Below are 21,876 nucleotides of genomic sequence, written 5' to 3'. Positions count from 1 at the left end.
GGGAAGTTTAAATACTGTTAGGACATATCCATATGCATTGGGGTGATGCTGATGGCCTCATCGGGGGCAAGCCCCCTCCCACACTTGATTTGTGAACGCATTCAAATGTGGGAGGGGGCTTGCTCCCGATGAGGCCCGCAAGGCCGACAGCGATTAGCGCTCGTGCAACGCTTCAGCCCGCGCCTTGATAATCGGCTTGAGCAGGTAGCTGAGGATGCTTTTCTTGCCGGTGATGATGTCCACCGAGGCGACCATGCCGGGGATGATCAGCAGGGGCTTCTCGTCGGTGCCCAGATGGCTGCGGTCGGTGCGCAGGGTGATCATGTAGTAGGTGGTCTTTTTGTCTTCATCGGTGATGGTGTCGGCGCCGATGCGTTCGAGCTTGGCCTTCAGGCCGCCATAGATGGTGTAGTCATAGGCGGTGAACTTGACCACCGCTTCTTGCCCAGGGTGCAGAAAGGCGATGTCTTGCGGGCGGATCTTGGCTTCCACCAGCAGGGTGTCGTTCAGCGGCACGATTTCCACCATGTCGCTGCCCGGCTGGATCACGCCGCCGACGGTGTTAACCAGCAACTGCTTGACGATGCCGCGCACCGGCGAGGTGACCAGGGTACGGCTGACACGGTCTTCCAGGGCGCGGCCGGTGGATTCAGCCTTGTTCAGCTCGGTGCGGGCCTCGTTGAGTTGGGTCAGGGCTTCGCTGCGGAATTTGCCACGGGTTTCGTCGATCTTGCGCTGCACTTCCTTGATCGCCGATTCGGCGCGGGGAATTGCCAGGGTGGTGGCGTCCAGCTGGCCTCGGGTTTCCATTTCAGCGCGCTTGAGGCGCAGCACTTCCACCGGGGACACCGCGCCCTGGGCCACCAGTGGCTCGGACATGTTGATTTCCTGGCGTTGCAGGGACAACTGGCTGCGGTACTGGCCTTGCTTGGAGGTGAATTCGCGCAGCTCCTGCTGGCGCTGCACCAGTTGCTCCTGCAAGCCGCCAACTTCGTCTTTCAACTGCTGACGGCGGCTTTCATACAAGGAGCGCTCGTTGGCGGCCTGGCTGGGCGCGGCCTTGAGCACCTCATCGGGGATGTTCAGCGGACGATCATCCACTTGCGCACTCAGGCGCTCGACGCGCAGCTGCATGGCCAGGCGCAGGGCTTCGGTTTCCCCGGCGTTGGACACAAACCGCGTGTCATCCAGGCGAATCAACGGCGCGCCGGCCTCGACGATCTGGCCTTCTTTTACATACAGCTCGGCGACGATACCGCCTTCCAGGTTCTGGATTTTCTGCAGCTTGGACGACGGAATCGCCTTGCCATCGCCACGGGTCACTTCGTCGATGCTGGAAAAGCCCGCCCAGGTCACCAGGAACAGGAAGAAGGCGATGATGGCCCAGATGGTCAGGCGAATAACCCGCGGCGCGTCTTCGATCAGCGCTTTGTTGACCTCAGGCAGCGGCTGGCCCTGCAGCGAATCGGAACCTTTGAAGTAGCGGCCGACCGCGCTCTTGATGGAGTTAAGCAACACTGATCTGCCCCTTCTTCAACGCTTCCATGACCACGGCTTTCGGGCCGTCCGCGAGGATCTGCCCACGGTCGACCACCAGCAGGCGGTCCACCAGGGAGAGCAGCGAGGCACGGTGCGTCACCAGTACCACGGTCTTGTTTTGCACCACGGCTTGCAGGCGTTGTTTCAAGCGTTCTTCACCGGTGTTGTCCATCGCGCTGGTGGGTTCGTCCAGCAGCAGGATGGGCGGGTTGAGCAACAGGGCACGGGCCAGGGCAACGTTCTGGCGCTGGCCGCCGGACAGGTTCTGCCCGCGTTCGCCGACTTGCAGCTCATAGCCTTGCGGATGCAGGCGCGCGAATTCGTGTACGCCGGCCAGTTCCGCCGCCTGCAGGACCATTTCGTCCTCGACATAACGTGCGCCGCTGACCAGGTTGTCGCGCAGGGTGCCCGCCAGCAGCTGGATATCCTGGGCGACGTAGCCGATGTTGTGGCGCAGTTCGCTGACATCGATCTGGCGCACGTCCACACCGTCCACCAGCAACGCGCCGGAGTCGGGCTGGTAAAGGCCGACGATCAGTTTGGCCAGGGAGCTTTTGCCCGAACCACTGCGGCCGATGATGCCGATTTTTTCCCCTGGTTTGATCACCAGGTTGATGTTTTTCAGCGCAGCGTTCTGTTGGTTCGGGTACGTGAAGTTCAGGCCTCGGCACTCGATGGCGCCTTGCAGGGTGCGGCGACTCATGGGGCGCTCTTCGAAGTTGCGCTCCTGAGGCAGCTCCATCATCTGGTCCACCGAGGTCATGGTGACCTTGGCTTGCTGATAGCGTGTGAGCAGGCCCGACAGCGAGGCCAGCGGGCTCAACGCGCGGCCACTGAGCATGTAGCAGGCGATCAGGCCGCCCATGCTCAGGTTGCCGTCGATGATCTGGTACACGCCGAACACGATCATGATCACGCCGGCCAGTTGCTGGATCAGCAGGGTCATGTTCATCGACAGGCCCGACAGCAACTTCACCCGCAGTTCGAGCCGGCTCAAGGTGCCGATGGTCTGTTCCCAGCCATACTGGCGCTCGCTCTCGGCGTTGTTGACCTTGACCGCATCCAGCCCGGCGAGGGTTTCGATCAGGCTGGACTGGCGCTCGGCGGCCAGGGCCATGGTGCGTTCCATGGTGGCCACCAAGGGTTTCTGCAGGGCGTAGCCGATGCCTAGGGCAATCGGGAACGCCAGCACCGGAATCCACACCAGATGACCACCGAGGATGGCGATCACCAGAAAGATCAGCAGCGTGAACGGCAGGTCGATCAGGCTGGTGAGGGTCAGCGACGCGAGGAAGTCGCGCAGGCTCTGAAACTCATGGATGTTCTGCGCGAAGCTGCCCACCCGGGCCGGGCGGTACTTCATCGACATGCCGACGATTCGCTCGAACAGCGTGGCAGAGATGATCAGGTCGGTTTTTTTACCGGCCAGGTCCAGGCACAGGCTGCGCAGGCTTTTGAGCACCAGGTCGAACAGGTACGCGCCGCAGATACCCACGGCCAGCACCCACAGGGTGGCGGTGGCCTGGTTCGGTACCACGCGGTCGTACACGTTCATCACGAACAGCGGCGCGGCCATGGCGATGATGTTGATCAGGAAACTGGCAGCGATGGCGTCGGTATACAGCCAGCGCGAACGCTTGAGGGTGTCACGAAACCAGGACCGCGCCCGAGGAATCAGGGTGCCGTGGTTGACGTCGAATTTGTGCTGCGGCTGGGCGAAGAAGACTTTGCCGATGTAGTCGTCGGCCAGCAGCTCGCGCTTGATCAGCATTTCCCCGCCATCGCTTTCGCTGAGCAGCACGCGCGCCTGATCCTCGCCTTCCCAACCGACCAGCACGGTACTGCGCCCGTCCTTGAGCAACAGCAGCGCCGGCAACGCGATGGCCGGGATCTGTTCAAGCTTGCGTTGCAGCAACCGGCCTTGCAGCCCGGCACGCGCGGCAGCGCGTGACAGCAACTCGGCACTCAGGCGCTGCGACGGCAGCGGCAGGCCGGTGGTGAGCATGGCCGCGCTGGCCGGTTTCTGATGCAGGGCGCAGAGTGCCAACAACCCGTCAAGTAACGGGTCGTCGTGCAGCGTGCGTGGATCGTGACTGAGATGAACTCGACTGACTTCGGATTCCACGCGGTGCACTCTCGACTAACAGATGGGGCTATGGGTGACTCAGTTCATCCCAGGCAGCTGGACTTTGGGCTTCACATCGTTTTGCACGATGGAGGCCATTGGAGCGACTACGCCTTGGCTTTTGAGCAATTCGCCCATGGTCGCCTTGATTCGGTATTGAGTAAATAACTGAATGTTCTTGATCTCTTCCAGGCGACGCGAAGCGGTGAACAATTCGTTCTCGCTGTCGAGCAAGTCCAACAGGGTACGTTGACCCAGGCTGAACTGTTGCTGGTAGGAGGTGCGCACGCGGGTGCTGTGGTCCACATATTGCTGGGCCACCGGCAGTTGCGCATTGGCATTGTTCAGGGCGTTCCAGGCCAGGCCCAATTCTTCATTGAGCTGGCGCAAGGCGTTGTTGCGGATGTCCAGGGCCTGGTTGGTCTGGTACGACTTCGACTGCAGGTCAGCCTTGTTGCTGCCACCGGCAAACAGGTTGAAGCGCATACGCACCATGGCTTCCCAGCCATTGCTGTGGTTGGCGTCACCGGCGACGTTGTTGTCGGCGTTGGTGCCAAGCTCAGCGTCAAAGCGTGGGTAGAAGCTGGACTTGGCGGCATCGTATTGCTTCTCGGCGGCGGAGATGTCCGACTCGGCCGAGCGCAGCACCGGGCTGTTGTCGAGCATCTGGCGACGTGCTTCATTCAGGTCGGCCGGGAGCATGGCCATGAATGGCGCAGGGCGCTCGAGCTGGTCGGGCATCTGGCCGACGGCGCTGAGGTAGTTGGTTTGCGCATCCGCCAGGTTGGTCTGCTCGGTGATCAGGTTGTTGCGGGCTTGGGCCAGACGCGCTTCGGCCTGGTCCTGGTCGGCGCCGTTACCGACACCGCGCTGGGTGCGCAACTTGATCTGGTCGTAGATGCGTTCGTGGTTGCGCAAGTTGTCTTCGGCCAGGCGCACGAACTCGCGGCGCGTCAACACTTCCAGGTAGACCTGGGCGACGGTCAGCGCGGTGCGCTCGGACGTACCGAGCAGGGAATAGGCACGGGAGTTGACGTTGGCTTGTTGACGTCCGACTTCGCTAGAGGTGGCAAAGCCGTCAAAAATCATTTGCTGCAGCCGCAGGCTGGATTCGCCACGGTTCAGCGTGTCCCAGTGGTTGCCGCTGGTGCCGTTATTGGCGCGAGTGGTGGCGTTGTCGGTGCCTTCGCGGCCATAACCGGCATTCAGGTCGACGCGAGGCAGGTAACCACCTTGGGCTGCACGCAGTTGGTAATCGGCGGCGATCCGGCTGTTCACACCGGCCTGAATTTCAGGGTGCACATCCAGCGCCTGCTGCATGGCTTGGGGCAATGTTTGGGCTTGTACGAAACTGGCGGCGAGAACGAACGGTATTGCCTTGAGCAGGTGCAGACGCATTAAAAAATTCCCCAGGACTTCTTGTCTCAAATCACAGCGATTAGCGCCGCCGCGTCGGAAAATGGCTACCGTAATGACCGTACGTCGGAAAGTTCAAAAAGCGGAACTGCTTCACACATGTAGGACGGTTCGCCGCATAAATATCAATGTGACATTACGGAGGCGATTGTTTAGGATGGCGGCCATAAGGTCAATAGTTTGGCATAAACAAGATAGCTAAAAAATCTAGCCAATAATTTGACGTCAGTAACTATCTAGACTACGTCCCCTCCAGTTTGGCTCTCTTCCTGAGCGGCCACATGGAAACCACCAGAAACGGATCGCCGGAGAAATATTTAATGAGCAATGTTGTTGCCATCGTCAAAAGCATTGTTGGTCAAGTGTTCGTTATTTCTCCGGAAGGGACGCGCCGCGTTCTGGTTGAGGGTGATCGCCTGTTCGCGGGCGACCAGGTAGACACCGGCCTGTCGGGCGCGGTAAGCCTGGAGCTGGCGGATGGGCGCACATTGGACTTGGGTCGCGAAACCCAGTGGAGCGCCGACATGCCGGACTCCACCGCCGACCTGGCCGCTGCCACCGAACAGGCCGCGCCGTCGGTTGCCGAACTGCAGCAAGCCATCGCCGCGGGCGCCGACCCGACCACCGAGCTGGAAGCCACTGCCGCCGGTGCCACCGCTGCCGGTAATGGAGCTGCGGGCGGGGGTCACAGCTTTGTCGTGCTGGACGCGACCGCCGGCCGTGTCGACCCGACCATTGGTTTCCCAACCGGCCCGCTGGGCCAGGGTACCTCTGCACTTAATACCCTCACTGGTGGCCAGGGCTCCACTGATGCGGGCAACCAATTGCTGCAGCCTTCGACGCTGTCCCTGAGCGCGACCCCGACGATCACCGAAGCCGGTGGCGTGCTGACCTACACCGCCACCGTGACCCAGGCGTCCACCAGCGACCTGACCGTTACCCTGTCCAACGGCGCGGTGATTACCATCCCGTCCGGCCAACTGACCGGCACCGTCAACGTACCCCTGGCGCCCAATGACAGCCCGTACATCGACGCCAGCCAGATCAGCGTCACCGTCACCGGCACCACCGGCGGCAACAACCTGGTACTGACCCTCGACCCTAACCCGGCCGTGACGCAAATTACCGACACCGTTGATACCACCACCGTCACGCTGACGGCGGGTTCGAACGTCACCGAAGGCGGCCAGATCACTTACACCGCGACCTTGACCAATCCGGCCCAGACGCCGGTGAACGTCACCTTGAGCAATGGCTCGGTGATTACCATCAAGGCTGGGGAATCGGTCGGCACAGTGACCGTCGACACACCGGCTAACGACGTCTACGTCAACGGTTCCACTGTTAACGCCACCATTACTGGTGCTACGGGCGGCAACTTTGAAAGCCTGGTGCCGAGCACCACGCCTGCCGTTACTACGATTACTGATTCGGTTGATACCACCTCCGTCACGCTGACGGCGGGTTCGACTGTGACCGAAGGCGGGCAGATCACCTACACCGCGACCTTGACCAACCCGGCGCAGACGCCGGTGAGCGTCACCTTGAGCAATGGCTCGGTGATTACCATCAAGGCAGGGGAATCGGTCGGCACAGTGACCGTCGATACACCGGCTAACGACGTCTACGTCAACGGTTCCACTGTTAGCGCCACCATTACTGGTGCTACGGGCGGCAACTTTGAAAGCCTGGTGCCGAGCACCACGCCTGCCGTTACTACGATTACTGATTCGGTTGATACCACCACCGTTACGCTGACGGCGGGTTCGACTGTGACCGAAGGCGGTCAGATCACTTACACCGCGACCTTGACCAACCCGGCGCAGACGCCGGTGAGCGTCACCTTGAGCAATGGCTCGGTGATTACCATCAAGGCTGGAGAATCGGTCGGCACAGTGACCGTCGATACACCGGCTAACGACGTCTACGTCAACGGTTCCACTGTTAACGCCACCATTACTGGTGCTACCGGCGGCAACTTTGAAAGCCTGGTGCCGAGCACCACGCCTGCCGTTACTACGATTACTGATTCGGTTGATACCACCTCCGTCACGCTGACGGCGGGTTCGACTGTGACCGAAGGCGGGCAGATCACCTACACCGCGACCTTGACCAATCCGGCCCAGACGCCGGTGAACGTCACCTTGAGCAATGGCTCGGTGATTACCATCAAGGCTGGGGAGTCGGTAGGCACAGTGGTGGTCGATACCCCGGCCAACGACGTCTACGTTAATGGTTCGACTGTCAGCACCACTATCACCGGTGCAACCGGCGGCAACTTTGAAAGCCTGGTGCCGAGCACCACGCCTGCCGTTACTACGATTACTGATTCGGTTGATACCACCACCGTCACTCTAACGGCGGGTTCGAACGTCACCGAAGGCGGTCAGATCACTTACACCGCGACCCTGACCAATCCTGCGCAGACGGCCGGTGAACGTCACCTTGAGCAATGGCTCGGTGATTACCATCAAGGCCGGCGAAACCGTCGGTACAGTGACCGTAGATACACCGGCTAACGACGTCTACGTTAATGGTTCCACTGTTAGCGCCACCATTACTGGTGCTACGGGCGGCAACTTTGAAAGCCTGGTGCCGAGCACCACGCCTGCCGTTACTACGATTACTGATTCGGTTGATACCACCACCGTTACGCTGACGGCGGGTTCGACTGTGACCGAAGGCGGGCAGATCACCTACACCGCGACCCTGACCAATCCGGCGCAGACGCCGGTGAGCGTCACCTTGAGCAATGGCTCGGTGATCACTATCAAGGCTGGGGAGTCGGTAGGCACAGTGGTGGTCGATACCCCGGCTAACGATGTCTACGTTAATGGGTCGACTGTCAGCACCACTATTACCGGAACAACTGGCGGCAATTTTGAAAGCCTGGTACCGAGCACGACGCCTGCCGTCACCACCATTACCGACTCCATCGACACCACGACCGTCACCCTGACAGCACCGGCCGTGGCGAGCGAAGGTGGGCAGATTACGTACACGGCGACGCTTTCCAATAAGGCGGACACAGATGTAACGCTGAAACTGGATAACGGCTCGTCGATCACTATCAAGGCTGGCGATACCGTCGGCACCGTGACTGTGCCTGCGCCAAGCGATGACGTGTTTGTCGACAAGAGCACTCAGACTGTTCAGATCACTGAGACGGCTGGCGGCAACTTCGAAAAACTGGAAGTTGCGGGCAACGGTGCAACGACCACGATCAACGACACTATCGACAAAGTTGACGTCGTTCTGACCGCCACTCCTACCGTTGGTGAAGGCGGCAACATCGTCTACACCGCCAGCCTTGTGGATAAAAACGGCGCGCTGGTGAGCAACATCACCAACCCGTTGACCGTCACGTTGGATAACGGCCAGAGCATCACCATTGGTATAAACCAATCGAGCGGTAGCGTTTCGGTTATAGCTCCGGATGATGTGTACAAAGGCGACCAGACCGTCACCACTGCTATCAAAGGCGTCACCGGTGGCGAGCATTTCGAGAACCTGGTGCCGGGTACTACTCCGGTTAACACCACCGTTACCGACACACCGGGTACCGACAATGCCACCACTGTCACGCTGACCGCGCCAAGTGCCGTCAACGAAGGTGGTCAGATCACCTACACCGCGACCTTGAGCAACAAGGCCGGCAGTGACGTCACCCTGAAATTGGACAACGGCTCGTCGATCACTATCAAGGCTGGCGACACCGTCGGCACCGTGACTGTTCCCGCGCCTACCGATGACGTGTTCATCGATAAGAGCACTCAGACTGTTCAGATCACCGAGACCACTGGCGGCAACTTCGAAAAACTGGAAGTTGCAGGCAATGGCGCAACCACCACGATCAACGACACCATCGACAAAGTTGACGTCGTTCTGACCGCCACTTCTACCGTCGGCGAAGGCGGCAACATCGTCTACACCGCTACCCTTGTGGATAAAAACGGCGCGCTGGTGAGCAACATCACCAATCCGCTGACCGTCACTTTGGATAACGGCCAGAGCATCACCATTGGTGTGAACCAGTCGAGTGGTTCTGTTTCGGTTGTGGCTCCGGATGATGTGTACAAGGGCGACCAGACCGTCACCACCGCCATCAAGGGCGTAACTGGCGGCGAGCACTTTGAAAACCTGGTGCCAGGCACTACAGCGGTGAACACCACGGTTACTGACACACCGGGTACCGACAACACCACCACCGTCACGCTGACTGCGCCAAGCGCCGTGAACGAAGGTGGGCAGGTTACATACACGGCGACGCTTTCCAATAAAGCGGGCAGTGACGTCACCCTGAAGCTGGACAACGGCTCGTCGATCACGATCAAGGCTGGCGACACCGTCGGCACCGTGACTGTTCCCGCGCCTACCGATGACGTGTTCATCGATAAGAGCACTCAGACTGTTCAGATCACCGAGACCACTGGCGGCAACTTCGAGAAACTTGAAGTTGCAGGCAATGGCGCAACCACCACGATCAACGACACCATCGACAAGGTCGACGTGGTTCTGACCGCCACCAAGACCGTTGGCGAAGGCGGCGATATCGTCTACACCGCGTCGCTCGTTGATAAGTCAGGTAATTCGGTTACTAACATCACCAATCCGCTGACCGTCACTCTGGATAACGGCCAGAGCATCACCATTGGCGTCAATCAGTCGAGCGGCAGCGTTTCGATTGCTGCGCCGGATGATGTGTACAAAGGCGATCAAACCGTCACCACTGCTATTCAAACTGTCACTGGTGGTGAGCACTTTGAAAATCTAGTGCCAGGTACCGCGCCGGTTAACACTACTGTTACCGACACACCGGGCACTGACAACACCACCACCGTCACACTGACCGCGCCAACCGCAGTCAACGAAGGTGGGCAGATCACCTACACAGCCACGCTTTCTAATAAAGCTGGCAGTGACGTCACACTGAAGTTGGATAACGGTTCGAACATCACTATTAAGGCCGGCGACACCGTCGGTACTGTGACTGTGCCTGCGCCTACTGATGATGTGTTCATCGACAAGAGCACCCAGACCGTCAAAATCACCGACGCTTCCGGCGGCAACTTCGAGAAACTGGAAGTTGCGGGCAACGGTGCGATCACCACAATCAACGACACCATCGACAAAGTTGACGTGGTTCTGACCGCCACCAAGACCGTTGGCGAAGGCGGCGATATAGTCTACACCGCCAGCCTTGTGGATAAAAACGGCACGCTGGTGAACAACATCACCAATCCGCTGACCGTCACCCTGGACAACGGCCAAAGCATTACCATCGGTGTGAACCAGTCCAGCGGCACGGTCACCACCGTGGCACCAAACGACGTCTACAAAGGCGACCAGACCGTCACCGCTGTTATCAAAGGCGTCACTGGCGGCGAGCACTTCGAGAATTTGGTTCCTGGTACCACACCGGTCAATACGACCGTGACCGACACACCGGGAACCGACAACACCACTACCGTAACGCTGACCGCGCCAAGTGCCGTCAACGAAGGTGGTCAGATTACATACACCGCGACCTTGAGCAACAAGGCCGGTACTGACGTCACGCTGAAACTCGACAACGGCTCGAACATTACTATTAAGGCTGGCGAAACCGTCGGCACCGTGACTGTGCCTGCACCTAGCGATGACGTGTTCATCGACAAGAGCACTCAGACCGTCAAAATCACCGACGCGACTGGCGGCAATTTCGAAAAACTGGAAGTCGCGGGCAACGGTGCAACCACCACGATCAACGACACCATCGACAAAGTTGACGTCGTTCTGACCGCCACTCCTACCACTGGCGAAGGCGGCAACATCGTCTACACCGCTACCCTTGTGGATAAAAACGGCGCGCTGGTGAGCAACATCACCAATCCGCTGACCGTCACCTTGGATAACGGCCAAAGCATCACCATTGGCGTCAATCAGTCGAGCGGCAGCGTTTCGATTGCTGCGCCGGATGATGTGTACAAAGGCGATCAAACCGTCACCGCCGCCATCAAAGGCGTGACCGGTGGCGAGCATTTCGAGAACCTGGTGCCGGGCACCACGGCGGTGAATACCACCGTCACGGATACCCCGGGCACAGCTGATGCCACCACCGTTACGCTGACCGCGCCAAATGCCGTCAACGAAGGTGGCCAGATTACGTATACCGCCACGCTTTCAAACAAAGCAGGCAGCGACGTCACACTGAAGTTGGATAACGGCTCGAACATCACTATTAAGGCCGGCGAAACCGTCGGTACAGTGACCGTGCCTGCGCCTAGCGATGACGTGTTCATCGACAAGACCACACAGACCGTTCAGATCACTGAAACCACTGGCGGCAACTTCGAAAAACTGGAAGTTGCGGGCAACGGCGCAACGACCACGATCAACGACACCATCGATAAGGTCGATGTTGTTCTGACTGCCACCAAGACCGTTGGCGAAGGCGGCGATATCGTCTACACCGCCAGTCTTGTGGATAAAAACGGCGTGGCGGTGACCAACATCACCAACCCGCTGACCGTCACGTTGGATAACGGCCAAAGCATCACCATTGGCGTCAATCAGTCGAGCGGCAGCGTTTCGATTGCTGCGCCGGATGATGTGTACAAAGGCGATCAAACCGTCACCACAGCTATTAAAGGCGTCACTGGCGGCGAGCACTTCGAAAACTTGGTGCCTGGTACTACACCAGTTAACACCACCGTCACAGACAACCCAGGCACTGATAATACGACCACCGTCACGCTGACCGCGCCAAGTGCCGTCAACGAAGGCGGTCAGATTACATACACCGCGACCTTGAGCAACAAGGCCGGCAGTGACGTCACTCTGAAACTCGATAACGGCTCGAGCATTATTATCAAGGCTGGCGAAACCGTCGGCACCGTGACCGTGCCTGCGCCGACCGATGACGTGTTTATCGATAAGAGCACCCAGACCGTCAAAATTACCGACGCGACTGGCGGCAACTTCGAGAAGCTGGAAGTTGCAGGCAACGGCGCAACCACCACGATCAACGACACCATCGACAAAGTTGACGTCGTTCTGACCGCCACTCCTACCACTGGCGAAGGCGGCAACATCGTCTACACCGCCAGCCTTGTGGATAAAAACGGCGCGCTGGTGAGCAACATCACCAATCCGCTGACCGTCACTTTGGATAACGGCCAGAGCATTACCATTGGTGTGAACCAGTCCAGCGGTACAGTCACCGCCGTGGCACCAAACGACGTCTACAAAGGCGATCAGACCGTCACTACTGCTATTCAAACTGTCACTGGTGGTGAGCACTTCGAAAATCTAGTGCCAGGTACCGCGCCGGTTAACACCACTGTTACCGACACACCAGGTACCGACAACACCACCACTGTCACACTGACCGCACCAACCGCCGTGAACGAAGGTGGTCAGATCACGTACACCGCGACCTTGAGCAACAAGGCGGGTACTGACGTCACTCTGAAACTCGATAACGGCTCTTCGATTACTATCAAAGCTGGCGACACCGTCGGCACCGTGACCGTGCCTGCCCCGACCGATGACGTGTTTATCGATAAGAGCACCCAGACCGTCAAAATCACCGACGCGACTGGCGGCAATTTCGAAAAACTGGAAGTCGCGGGCAACGGTGCAACCACCACGATCAACGACACCATCGACAAAGTTGACGTCGTTCTGACCGCCACTCCTACAACTGGCGAAGGCGGCAACATCGTCTACACCGCCAGCCTTGTGGATAAAAACGGCACGCCGGTGAGCAACATCACCAATCCGCTGACCGTCACTTTGGATAACGGCAAAACCATCACCATCGGTGTAAACCAATCCAGCGGCACGGTCACCGCCGTGGCGCCAAACGACGTCTACAAAGGCGATCAAACCGTCACCACCGCCATCAAAGGTGTGACCGGTGGCGAGCATTTTGAAAATCTGGTGCCAGGCACCACGGCGGTGAATACCACCGTCACGGATACCCCGGGCACAGCTGATACCACTACCGTGACCCTGACTGCGCCAAGTGCCGTCAACGAAGGTGGCCAGATTACGTATACCGCCACGCTTTCAAACAAAGCAGGCAGCGACGTCACACTGAAGTTGGATAACGGCTCGAACATCACTATTAAGGCCGGCGAAACCGTCGGCACTGTGACCGGGCCTGCGCCTAGCGATGACGTGTTCATCGACAAGAGCACACAGACCGTTCAGATCACCGAGACCACTGGCGGCAACTTCGAAAAACTGGAAGTTGCGGGCAACGGCGCAACGACCACGATCAACGACACCATCGATAAGGTCGATGTTGTTCTGACTGCCACCAAGACCGTTGGCGAAGGCGGCAACATTGTCTACACCGCGTCGCTCGTCGATAAGTCAGGTAATGCGGTTACTAACATTACCAACCCGCTGACCGTCACTCTGGATAACGGCCAGAGCATCACCATCGGTGTGAACCAGTCCAGCGGCACGGTCACCGCCGTGGCGCCAAACGACGCCTACAAAGGCGATCAAACCGTCACCACCGCTATCAAAGGAGTGACCGGTGGCGAGCACTTCGAAAACCTGGTGCCGGGCACCACGGCGGTGAATACCACCGTCACGGATACCCCGGGCACAGCTGATACCACTACCGTGACCCTGACTGCGCCAAATGCGGTTAACGAAGGTGGCCAGATCACCTACACCGCCACCCTGAGCAACAAGGCCGGCAGCGACGTCACACTGAAGCTGGATAACGGCTCTTCGATCACTATCAAAGCTGGCGATACCGTCGGCACCGTGACTGTGCCTGCGCCTAGCGATGACGTGTTCATCGACAAGAGCACTCAAACAGTCAAGATCACCGACGCTTCCGGCGGCAACTTCGAGAAGCTGGAAGTTGCAGGCAACGGCGCAACGACCACAATCAACGACACCATCGATAAGGTCGATGTGGTTCTGACCGCCACCAAGACCGTGGGCGAAGGCGGCGATATCGTCTACACCGCCAGCCTTGTGGATAAAAACGGCGTGGCGGTGACCAACATCACCAACCCGCTGACCGTCACCTTGGATAACGGCCAAAGCATCACCATTGGCGTCAATCAGTCGAGCGGCAGCGTTTCGGTTGTTGCGCCGGATGATGTTTACAAAGGCGACCAGACCGTCACCGCCGCCATCAAAGGCGTGACCGGTGGCGAGCACTTTGAAAACCTGGTTCCGGGTACTACGCCGGTTAACACCACCGTTACCGACACACCGGGTACCGACAACACCACCACTGTAACGCTGACTGCACCAAGCGCCGTCAATGAAGGTGGCCAGGTCACCTATACCGCTACGCTCTCCAACAAAGCTGGCAGTGACGTCACGCTGAAACTCGATAACGGCTCTTCGATCACGATCAAAGCTGGCGACACCGTCGGCACCGTGACCGTGCCAGCACCGACCGATGACGTGTTCATCGACAAGAGCACACAGACCGTTCAGATCACCGAGACCACTGGCGGCAACTTCGAAAAACTGGAAGTCGCGGGCAACGGCGCAACAACCACGATCAACGACACCATCGATAAGGTCGATGTGGTTCTGACTGCCACCAAGACCGTTGGCGAAGGCGGCAATATCGTCTACACCGCGTCGCTCGTCGATAAGTCAGGTAATGCGGTTACTAACATCACTAACCCGCTGACCGTCACTCTGGATAACGGCCAGAGCATCACCATCGGTGTGAACCAGTCCAGCGGTACAGTCACCGCCGTGGCACCAAACGACGTCTACAAAGGCGATCAAACCGTCACCACCGCCATCAAAGGTGTGACCGGTGGCGAGCATTTCGAGAACCTGGTGCCAGGCACCACGGCGGTGAATACCACCGTCACGGATACCCCGGGCACAGCTGATACCACTACCGTGACCCTGACTGCGCCAACCGCCGTCAACGAAGGTGGCCAGATCACCTACACCGCTACGCTTTCCAATAAAGCAGGCAGTGACGTCACCCTGAAGCTGGATAATGGCTCGTCGATCACCATCAAAGCCGGCGACACCGTCGGCACTGTGACTGTACCTGCCCCGACCGATGACGTGTTCATCGATAAGAGCACTCAGACCGTCAAAATCACCGACGCGACTGGCGGCAACTTCGAGAAGCTGGAAGTTGCAGGCAACGGCGCAACCACCACGATCAACGACACCATCGATAAGGTCGATGTGGTTCTGACCGCCACCAAGACCGTCGGCGAAGGCGGCAACATCGTCTACACCGCTACCCTTGTGGATAAAAACGGCACGCTGGTGAGCAACATCACCAATCCGCTGACCGTCACTTTGGATAACGGCAAAACCATCACCATCGGTGTAAACCAGTCCAGCGGCACGGTCACCGCCGTGGCGCCAAACGACGTCTACAAAGGCGATCAAACCGTCACCACCGCTATCAAAGGTGTGACCGGTGGCGAGCATTTTGAAAATCTGGTGCCAGGCACCACGGCGGTGAATACCACCGTCACGGATACTCCGGGCACTGCTGATACCACCACCGTTACGCTGACTGCGCCAACCGCAGTCAACGAAGGTGGGCAGGTTACGTACACGGCGACCTTGAGCAACAAGGCTGGTACTGATGTAACGCTGAAACTCGACAATGGCTCGTCGATCACTATCAAAGCGGGTGATACCGCCGGCACCGTGACTGTGCCTGCGCCTAGCGATGACGTGTTCATCGACAAGAGCACTCAGACCGTCAAAATCACCGACGCGACTGGCGGCAACTTCGAGAAGCTGGAAGTTGCAGGCAACGGCGCAACCACCACAATCAACGACACCATCGACAAGGTCGACGTGGTTCTAACCGCCACCAAGACCGTCGGCGAAGGCGGCAACATCGTCTACACCGCTACCCTGGTGGATAAAAACGGCGCGCTGGTGAGCAACATCACCAATCCGCTGACCGTCACTTTGGATAACGGCAAAACCATCACCATCGGTGTAAACCAGTCCAGCGGCACGGTCACCGCCGTGGCGCCAAACGACGTCTACAAAGGCGATCAAACCGTCACCACCGCTATCAAAGGTGTGACCGGTGGCGAGCATTTTGAAAATCTGGTGCCAGGCACCACGGCGGTGAATACCACCGTCACGGATACTCCGGGCACTGCTGATACCACCACCGTTACGCTGACTGCGCCAACCGCAGTCAACGAAGGTGGGCAGGTTACGTACACGGCGACCTTGAGCAACAAGGCTGGTACTGATGTAACGCTGAAACTCGACAATGGCTCGTCGATCACTATCAAAGCGGGTGATACCGCCGGCACCGTGACTGTGCCTGCGCCTAGCGATGACGTGTTCATCGACAAGAGCACTCAGACCGTCAAAATCACCGACGCGACTGGCGGCAACTTCGAGAAGCTGGAAGTTGCAGGCAACGGCGCAACCACCACAATCAACGACACCATCGACAAGGTCGACGTGGTTCTAACCGCCACCAAGACCGTCGGCGAAGGCGGCAACATCGTCTACACCGCTACCCTGGTGGATAAAAACGGCGCGCTGGTGAGCAACATCACCAATCCGCTGACCGTCACTTTGGATAACGGCAAAACCATCACCATCGGTGTGAACCAATCCAGCGGCACGGTCACCGCCGTGGCGCCAAACGACGTCTACAAAGGCGATCAAACCGTCACCACCGCCATCAAAGGTGTGACCGGTGGCGAGCATTTTGAAAATCTGGTGCCAGGCACCACGGCGGTGAATACCACCGTCACGGATACTCCGGGCACTGCTGATACCACCACCGTTACGCTGACTGCGCCAACCGCAGTCAACGAAGGTGGGCAGGTTACGTACACGGCGACCTTGAGCAACAAGGCTGGTACTGATGTAACGCTGAAACTCGACAATGGCTCGTCGATCACTATCAAAGCGGGTGATACCGCCGGCACCGTGACTGTGCCTGCGCCTAGCGATGACGTGTTCATCGATAAGAGCACTCAGACCGTCAAAATCACCGACGCGACTGGCGGCAACTTCGAGAAGCTGGAAGTTGCAGGCAACGGCGCAACGACCACAATCAACGACACCATAGACAAGGTCGACGTGGTTCTAACCGCCACCAAGACCGTCGGCGAAGGCGGCAACATCGTCTACACCGCTACCCTTGTGGATAAAAACGGCACGCCGGTGAGCAACATCACCAATCCGCTGACCGTCACTTTGGATAACGGCAAAACCATCACCATCGGTGTGAACCAATCCAGCGGCACGGTCACCGCCGTGGCGCCAAACGACGTCTACAAAGGCGATCAAACCGTCACCACCGCCATCAAAGGCGTAACCGGTGGCGAGCACTTCGAAAACCTGGTGCCAGGTACTACAGCGGTGAACACCACCGTCACCGACACCCCAGGCAGCACTGATCTCACCAGCGTTACGCTGACCGCGCCGAGTGCGGTCAATGAAGGTGGCCAGATCACTTACACCGCCACCTTGAGCAACAAAGCCGGCAGCGACATGGTGGTGCAGTTGGACAACGGCTCGAGCATCACCATCAAGCAAGGTGCAACCGTAGGCACGGTGACGGTGCCCGCTCCGACCGATGACGTGTTCATCGACAAGAGCACCCAGACCGTCAAGATCACGGGCACCAGCGGCGGTAATTTCGAGGGTGTGACGGTCACTCCGGGCGGCGCGACCACCACGATCAACGACACGATCGACGACGTGACCGTGATGCTCAAAGCCAGCGGTTCGGTCAGCGAGGGCGGGCAGATCGTCTACACCGCGTCGCTGGTCGACAAGAATGGCGCGGCAGTGAACAACGTGGGTTCCGACCTGGTGGTGAAGCTGGATAACGGCTCGACCATTACTATCGGCAACGGCAAGTCCAGCAACTTCATCACGACCACCGCCGCGAACGATGCGTATATCGGCGCCAATGACGTCACGGCCAAAATCAACGCCGTCGTCAGCGGCGGTGACAAATACGAGCACTTGATTGTCGATGGCAGCACTGTGGTCACCAAAGTCACGGACGTGGTCACCAACACCACCCTCAGCATCGGCGGCGACGCTTCGGTGACCGAGGGCGGTACGGCGCATTACACCCTGAACTTGAGCAACCCGGCGCAAACCGATGTGACCGTTACGCTCAAGTACAGCGGTACGGCCACCGACGGTTCGGACTTCAACGGTGTGTACACCGTGAAGATCCCGGCCGGCGCCAGCAGCGTGCCGTTTGATATCCGCACGCTCGACGACAAAATCACCGAGCCGACGGAAAAAATCGTCATCACCATCGACAAGGCCACCGGGGGTAACTTCGAGAACCTGGTGATCGACAAGGGCACGGTCAGCACGGACATCCTCGACAACGATGCGCCACCGGTGATCGACCTGGACGCCAACAATTCCAGCGGCGCCAGCGGCAACGATTACAAGACCACCTTCACCGAAGGCACCGCCGGGCCAGGTGTGTCGATTGCCGACACCGATATCAAGATCACCGACCCGGACAGCACACTGCTCACCGGCGCAACGGTCACGCTGACCAACGCGCAAGCCGGTGACGCCTTGAACCTGGGCAACAGCGTGAATGGCATTATTGTCAGCACCAACAACCAGACGGGGACGATCACCCTGACGTTGTCGGGCAGCGCGACGCTGGCTGATTACATGCAGCGTATCCAGAACATTACCTTCACCAACAACAGCCATGACCCAAGCACCACGCCACGAACCATTACCGTGACCGTGACCGACGGCGGCAACTACTCCAACGTCGCCACCACCACGGTCAACGTGGTGGCAATCAACGATGCGCCAGCGGCTACGGGTGGCGCTGTGACTGGCATCGAAGACACTGCGCTGGCCTTGACCTGGGCGAACTTCGGCGTGACCGACGTGGACTCGCCATCAACCAGCCTCGGCGTGAAAATCACCGACTTGCCTGTTGCCGGCAAGCTGCAATACCTGGCAGCCGACGGCACGACCTGGACCAACGTGACCAGCGGCCAGACCTTCACCAAAGCCCAGATCGATGGCGGCCAGTTGCGCTTTATGCCGAACACCAACGAGTCCGGTGTCGACGGGTATGGCGGCACCGGTATTGGTAACAAGCAGGCCGATTACGCGCAGTTCAAGTTCCAGCCAACCGACGGCAAGGACCTGGGCACCAGCGCCACGGTGAAGGTGGATATCACCCCGGTGGCTGACGCACCCACCCTGAGTGTGGCCGACAACAACGTTAACTCGGTTGGCCTGATCAAACAGACCTGGAGCAGCATTTCCGGGCTGGGCAACTCCGGCAACGGTGCCGCACCGGATGTGCTGAAAAAAGCCATCGACGGCGCCGGCACGCCGAACAGCACTGCGGTGGTGACCAATGTCGAGTCCACCACCGACGTCGCTCCAGGTTCAGGCGGGAAAATCTCCGGCTTGATGTACATGGAAGCGGGCAAGAACTACACCTTCAGCGGCGTCGCCGATGACAGCCTGGTGATCAATGTCGGCGGCAAGGACGTGGCCAGCGGCCTGTGGGGCACCAACAGCGGCAAGTTCAGCGGCACATTCACGCCGTCGGTCAGCGGTTACTACAGCGTTGAGATCTATCAAGCCAACCAGGCAGGCCCCGGCAGCTATGACGTCAACCTGTCGGTCAATGGCGGCGCAGTCCAGAACTTGAGCACCAGCAACGTCCCGCTGTACACCGGCATCACCGACCTGACCAACGCCGGCGTGACCGTGTCCGACCTGCATGGCAGCAACGGTGACGGTTACTACGTGGGTTACAAACTCAACGAAGGCCAGGAAAACGGCAGCGTGAAGCTGTCCAAGATCAGCACCGCGCTCACCGATACCGATGGCTCGGAAAGCCTGGCCTTGAAGATCAGCGGCATTCCGGCAGGCTCGGTGCTTACCGATGCTTCGGGACACACCTTCACCGCGAGCAAAACCGTGGGCGAAGTCAACGTCACTGGCTGGGACCTGGGCACCCTGACCATCAAGCCGCCGACTTACTACAGCGGCCAGTTCAACCTGACGGTCACCTCGACCTCTACCGAAAGCATCGGCGGTTCGGCGAGCACCACCGCGCAATTGCCTGTGACGGTCTACCCGGCGACCTATAACTCGGTAACCGGCACGTCGGGCAGCGACTCGATCGTCGGCAGCGATGGCAACGACATCGTCGTGGCGGATATCGGCGGCCTGAATGTGGTGCAAGGCAAGAACTACAACATCGCGTTCATGGTGGACAGCTCCGGCAGCATGAGCACCGCCTCGATCAACGCGGCAAAAGCTTCGTTGACCTCGGTGTTCAATTCGCTCAAAGACAGCCTGGGCACCAACACGTCGGGCACGGTGAATATCTTCCTGGCCGACTTCGATAGCCAGGTGAACAAGTCGGTCGCGATCAACCTCAATGCCCCTAATGCGCTGGCCCAGCTCAAAGCGGTGCTGGACTCGATGGTGTCTGAAGGCGGCACCAACTACGAAGACGTGTTCAAGACCACCGCTAACTTCTTCCAGAGTGACCTGGCGACCAAAAACACCGGTGCGACCAACCTGACGTACTTCATCACCGACGGCCAGCCGACGTTCTACCAGAGCGGCGAGCAGACCAACCTGACGCTGTACGGCAACGTCAAGTTCGATGATGTAGTGACGACGGCCAACTACACACCAGGTACCTCGGTCGGCAAGTACCTGGATAACACTCATTATTTCAGCATCGACGCTTCGGGTGCCGCTCAACTGCAGACCTGGAATGGCTACTGGTGGACGTCCAACAATCTGGGCCTGGTCCGCGCTCAGGGCGACGGCACTTTTGAGCTGTCCAATCTGGACGGTCGAGGCAACAGCACCGACGCGGCAACACTGGCCAATTCCAAGAGCGCCTTTGCGCTGCTGGGCGGGCTGTCGCAAGTGGAGGCGATCGGCATCAACAGCGACATCAGCCTCAGCGACCTGAAGCCTTACGACAGCGATGGCAAGCCACAGGCCAATATCGATCCGAAGGACCTGGCCAACGCCATCCTCGGCCACACTGAGGCGACCCTGCCAGGTGCGGACACCGTCAGCGGCGGCGACGGCAATGACATCCTCTTCGGCGACCTGGTGAGCTTCAGCGGCGTGACGGGTGAGGGTTACAACGCCCTGCAGGCTTTCGTGGCACAGAAAACCGGTGTGGCGGTTGCGTCGGTCACCACGTCGAACGTGCACCAGTACGTCACCGAGCATTACGCGGACTTTGACGTGTCCGGCGCCAAGGACGGCAACGACACGCTGCTCGGTGGCGCTGGCGATGACATTCTGTTCGGCCAGGGTGGCAACGACGTTCTGGACGGTGGCAAGGGCAACGACATCCTGCTGGGCGGTACCGGCAATGACACCTTGATCGGGGGCCAGGGCAACGACATCCTGATCGGCGGTTCGGGTGCCGACGCCTTTGTGTGGAAGGCAGGTGATGTCGGTAACGACGTGATCAAGGACTTCAAGGCGTCGGAAGGTGACCGGATCGACCTGCGTGACCTGTTGAAGGGCGAGACCGACAGCACTATCGACAACTACCTGAAGATCACCACGGTAGAAGGCGTTTCGACCCTGCAAGTGAGCAGTGAAGGCAAGCTGAACGCCACGGGAGGGCTGGCCAATGCGGATGTGACCATCAAGCTGGAAGGCAACGATTGGTCCCACACCAGCATCAACTCGCTGATCAGCGGTGCCGACCCGACCATCAAGATCGATCACACCGCCTAAGCTTCGGTTTATCGGCCGCCTCTGAGGCGGCCGATTTATTTGGGCGATACGTTGCTGGCCCTGCCGGC

The 21,876-nt window shown here is 59.0% G+C and carries 5 protein-coding genes; 2 read left to right on the top strand and 3 right to left on the bottom strand.

All coding sequences use genetic code 11. The features are described from left to right. Positions 1–153: 153 nt before the first annotated feature. From QF045_RS03620 to QF045_RS03610, 3 genes are read right to left on the bottom strand one after another with little or no spacing between them, the layout of a single operon-like run. Positions 154–1,518, bottom strand: coding sequence for an HlyD family type I secretion periplasmic adaptor subunit (locus QF045_RS03620; RefSeq protein ID WP_124384539.1), 1,365 nt, complete (start codon positions 1,516–1,518; stop codon positions 154–156). Then, on the bottom strand, positions 1,508–3,664 hold the full coding sequence (locus QF045_RS03615) for a type I secretion system permease/ATPase (RefSeq protein WP_306491081.1): 2,157 nt from the start codon (positions 3,662–3,664) through the stop codon (positions 1,508–1,510). Before QF045_RS03615 ends, QF045_RS03620 begins: the two co-directional genes overlap by 11 nt. Positions 3,665–3,703: 39 nt before the next feature. Continuing rightward, complete coding sequence (locus tag QF045_RS03610; protein WP_306491080.1) at positions 3,704–5,062, bottom strand: TolC family outer membrane protein; 1,359 nt, start codon at positions 5,060–5,062, stop codon at positions 3,704–3,706. Between the two features lie 338 nt (positions 5,063–5,400). Here QF045_RS03610 and QF045_RS27665 point away from each other — a divergent pair, with 338 nt between their 5' ends. Together QF045_RS27665 and QF045_RS03605 are read left to right on the top strand one after the other, a co-directional pair. Then, positions 5,401–7,599 carry a retention module-containing protein gene (locus QF045_RS27665; protein ID WP_373424394.1) on the top strand — a complete coding sequence of 733 codons (2,199 nt, stop codon included), beginning with the start codon at positions 5,401–5,403 and terminating at the stop codon, positions 7,597–7,599. Then, positions 7,514–21,808, top strand: a complete 14,295-nt coding sequence (locus tag QF045_RS03605) for an immunoglobulin-like domain-containing protein (protein WP_373424393.1) — start codon at positions 7,514–7,516, stop codon at positions 21,806–21,808. Before QF045_RS27665 ends, QF045_RS03605 begins: the two co-directional genes overlap by 86 nt. The last annotated feature ends 68 nt before the right edge of the window (positions 21,809–21,876 follow it).

The sequence above is a fragment of the Pseudomonas sp. W4I3 genome, from assembly GCF_030816195.1.
GTDB lineage: Bacteria > Pseudomonadota > Gammaproteobacteria > Pseudomonadales > Pseudomonadaceae > Aquipseudomonas.
This window is presented reverse-complemented; position numbering and strand designations above follow the sequence as displayed.

Coding starts and splice junctions, on each gene's coding strand:
- QF045_RS27665 (WP_373424394.1), top strand. CDS start 5,401: ATGAGCAATGTTGTTGCCATCGTCAAAAGCATTGTTGGTCAAGTGTTC.
- QF045_RS03610 (WP_306491080.1), bottom strand. CDS start 5,062: ATGCGTCTGCACCTGCTCAAGGCAATACCGTTCGTTCTCGCCGCCAGT.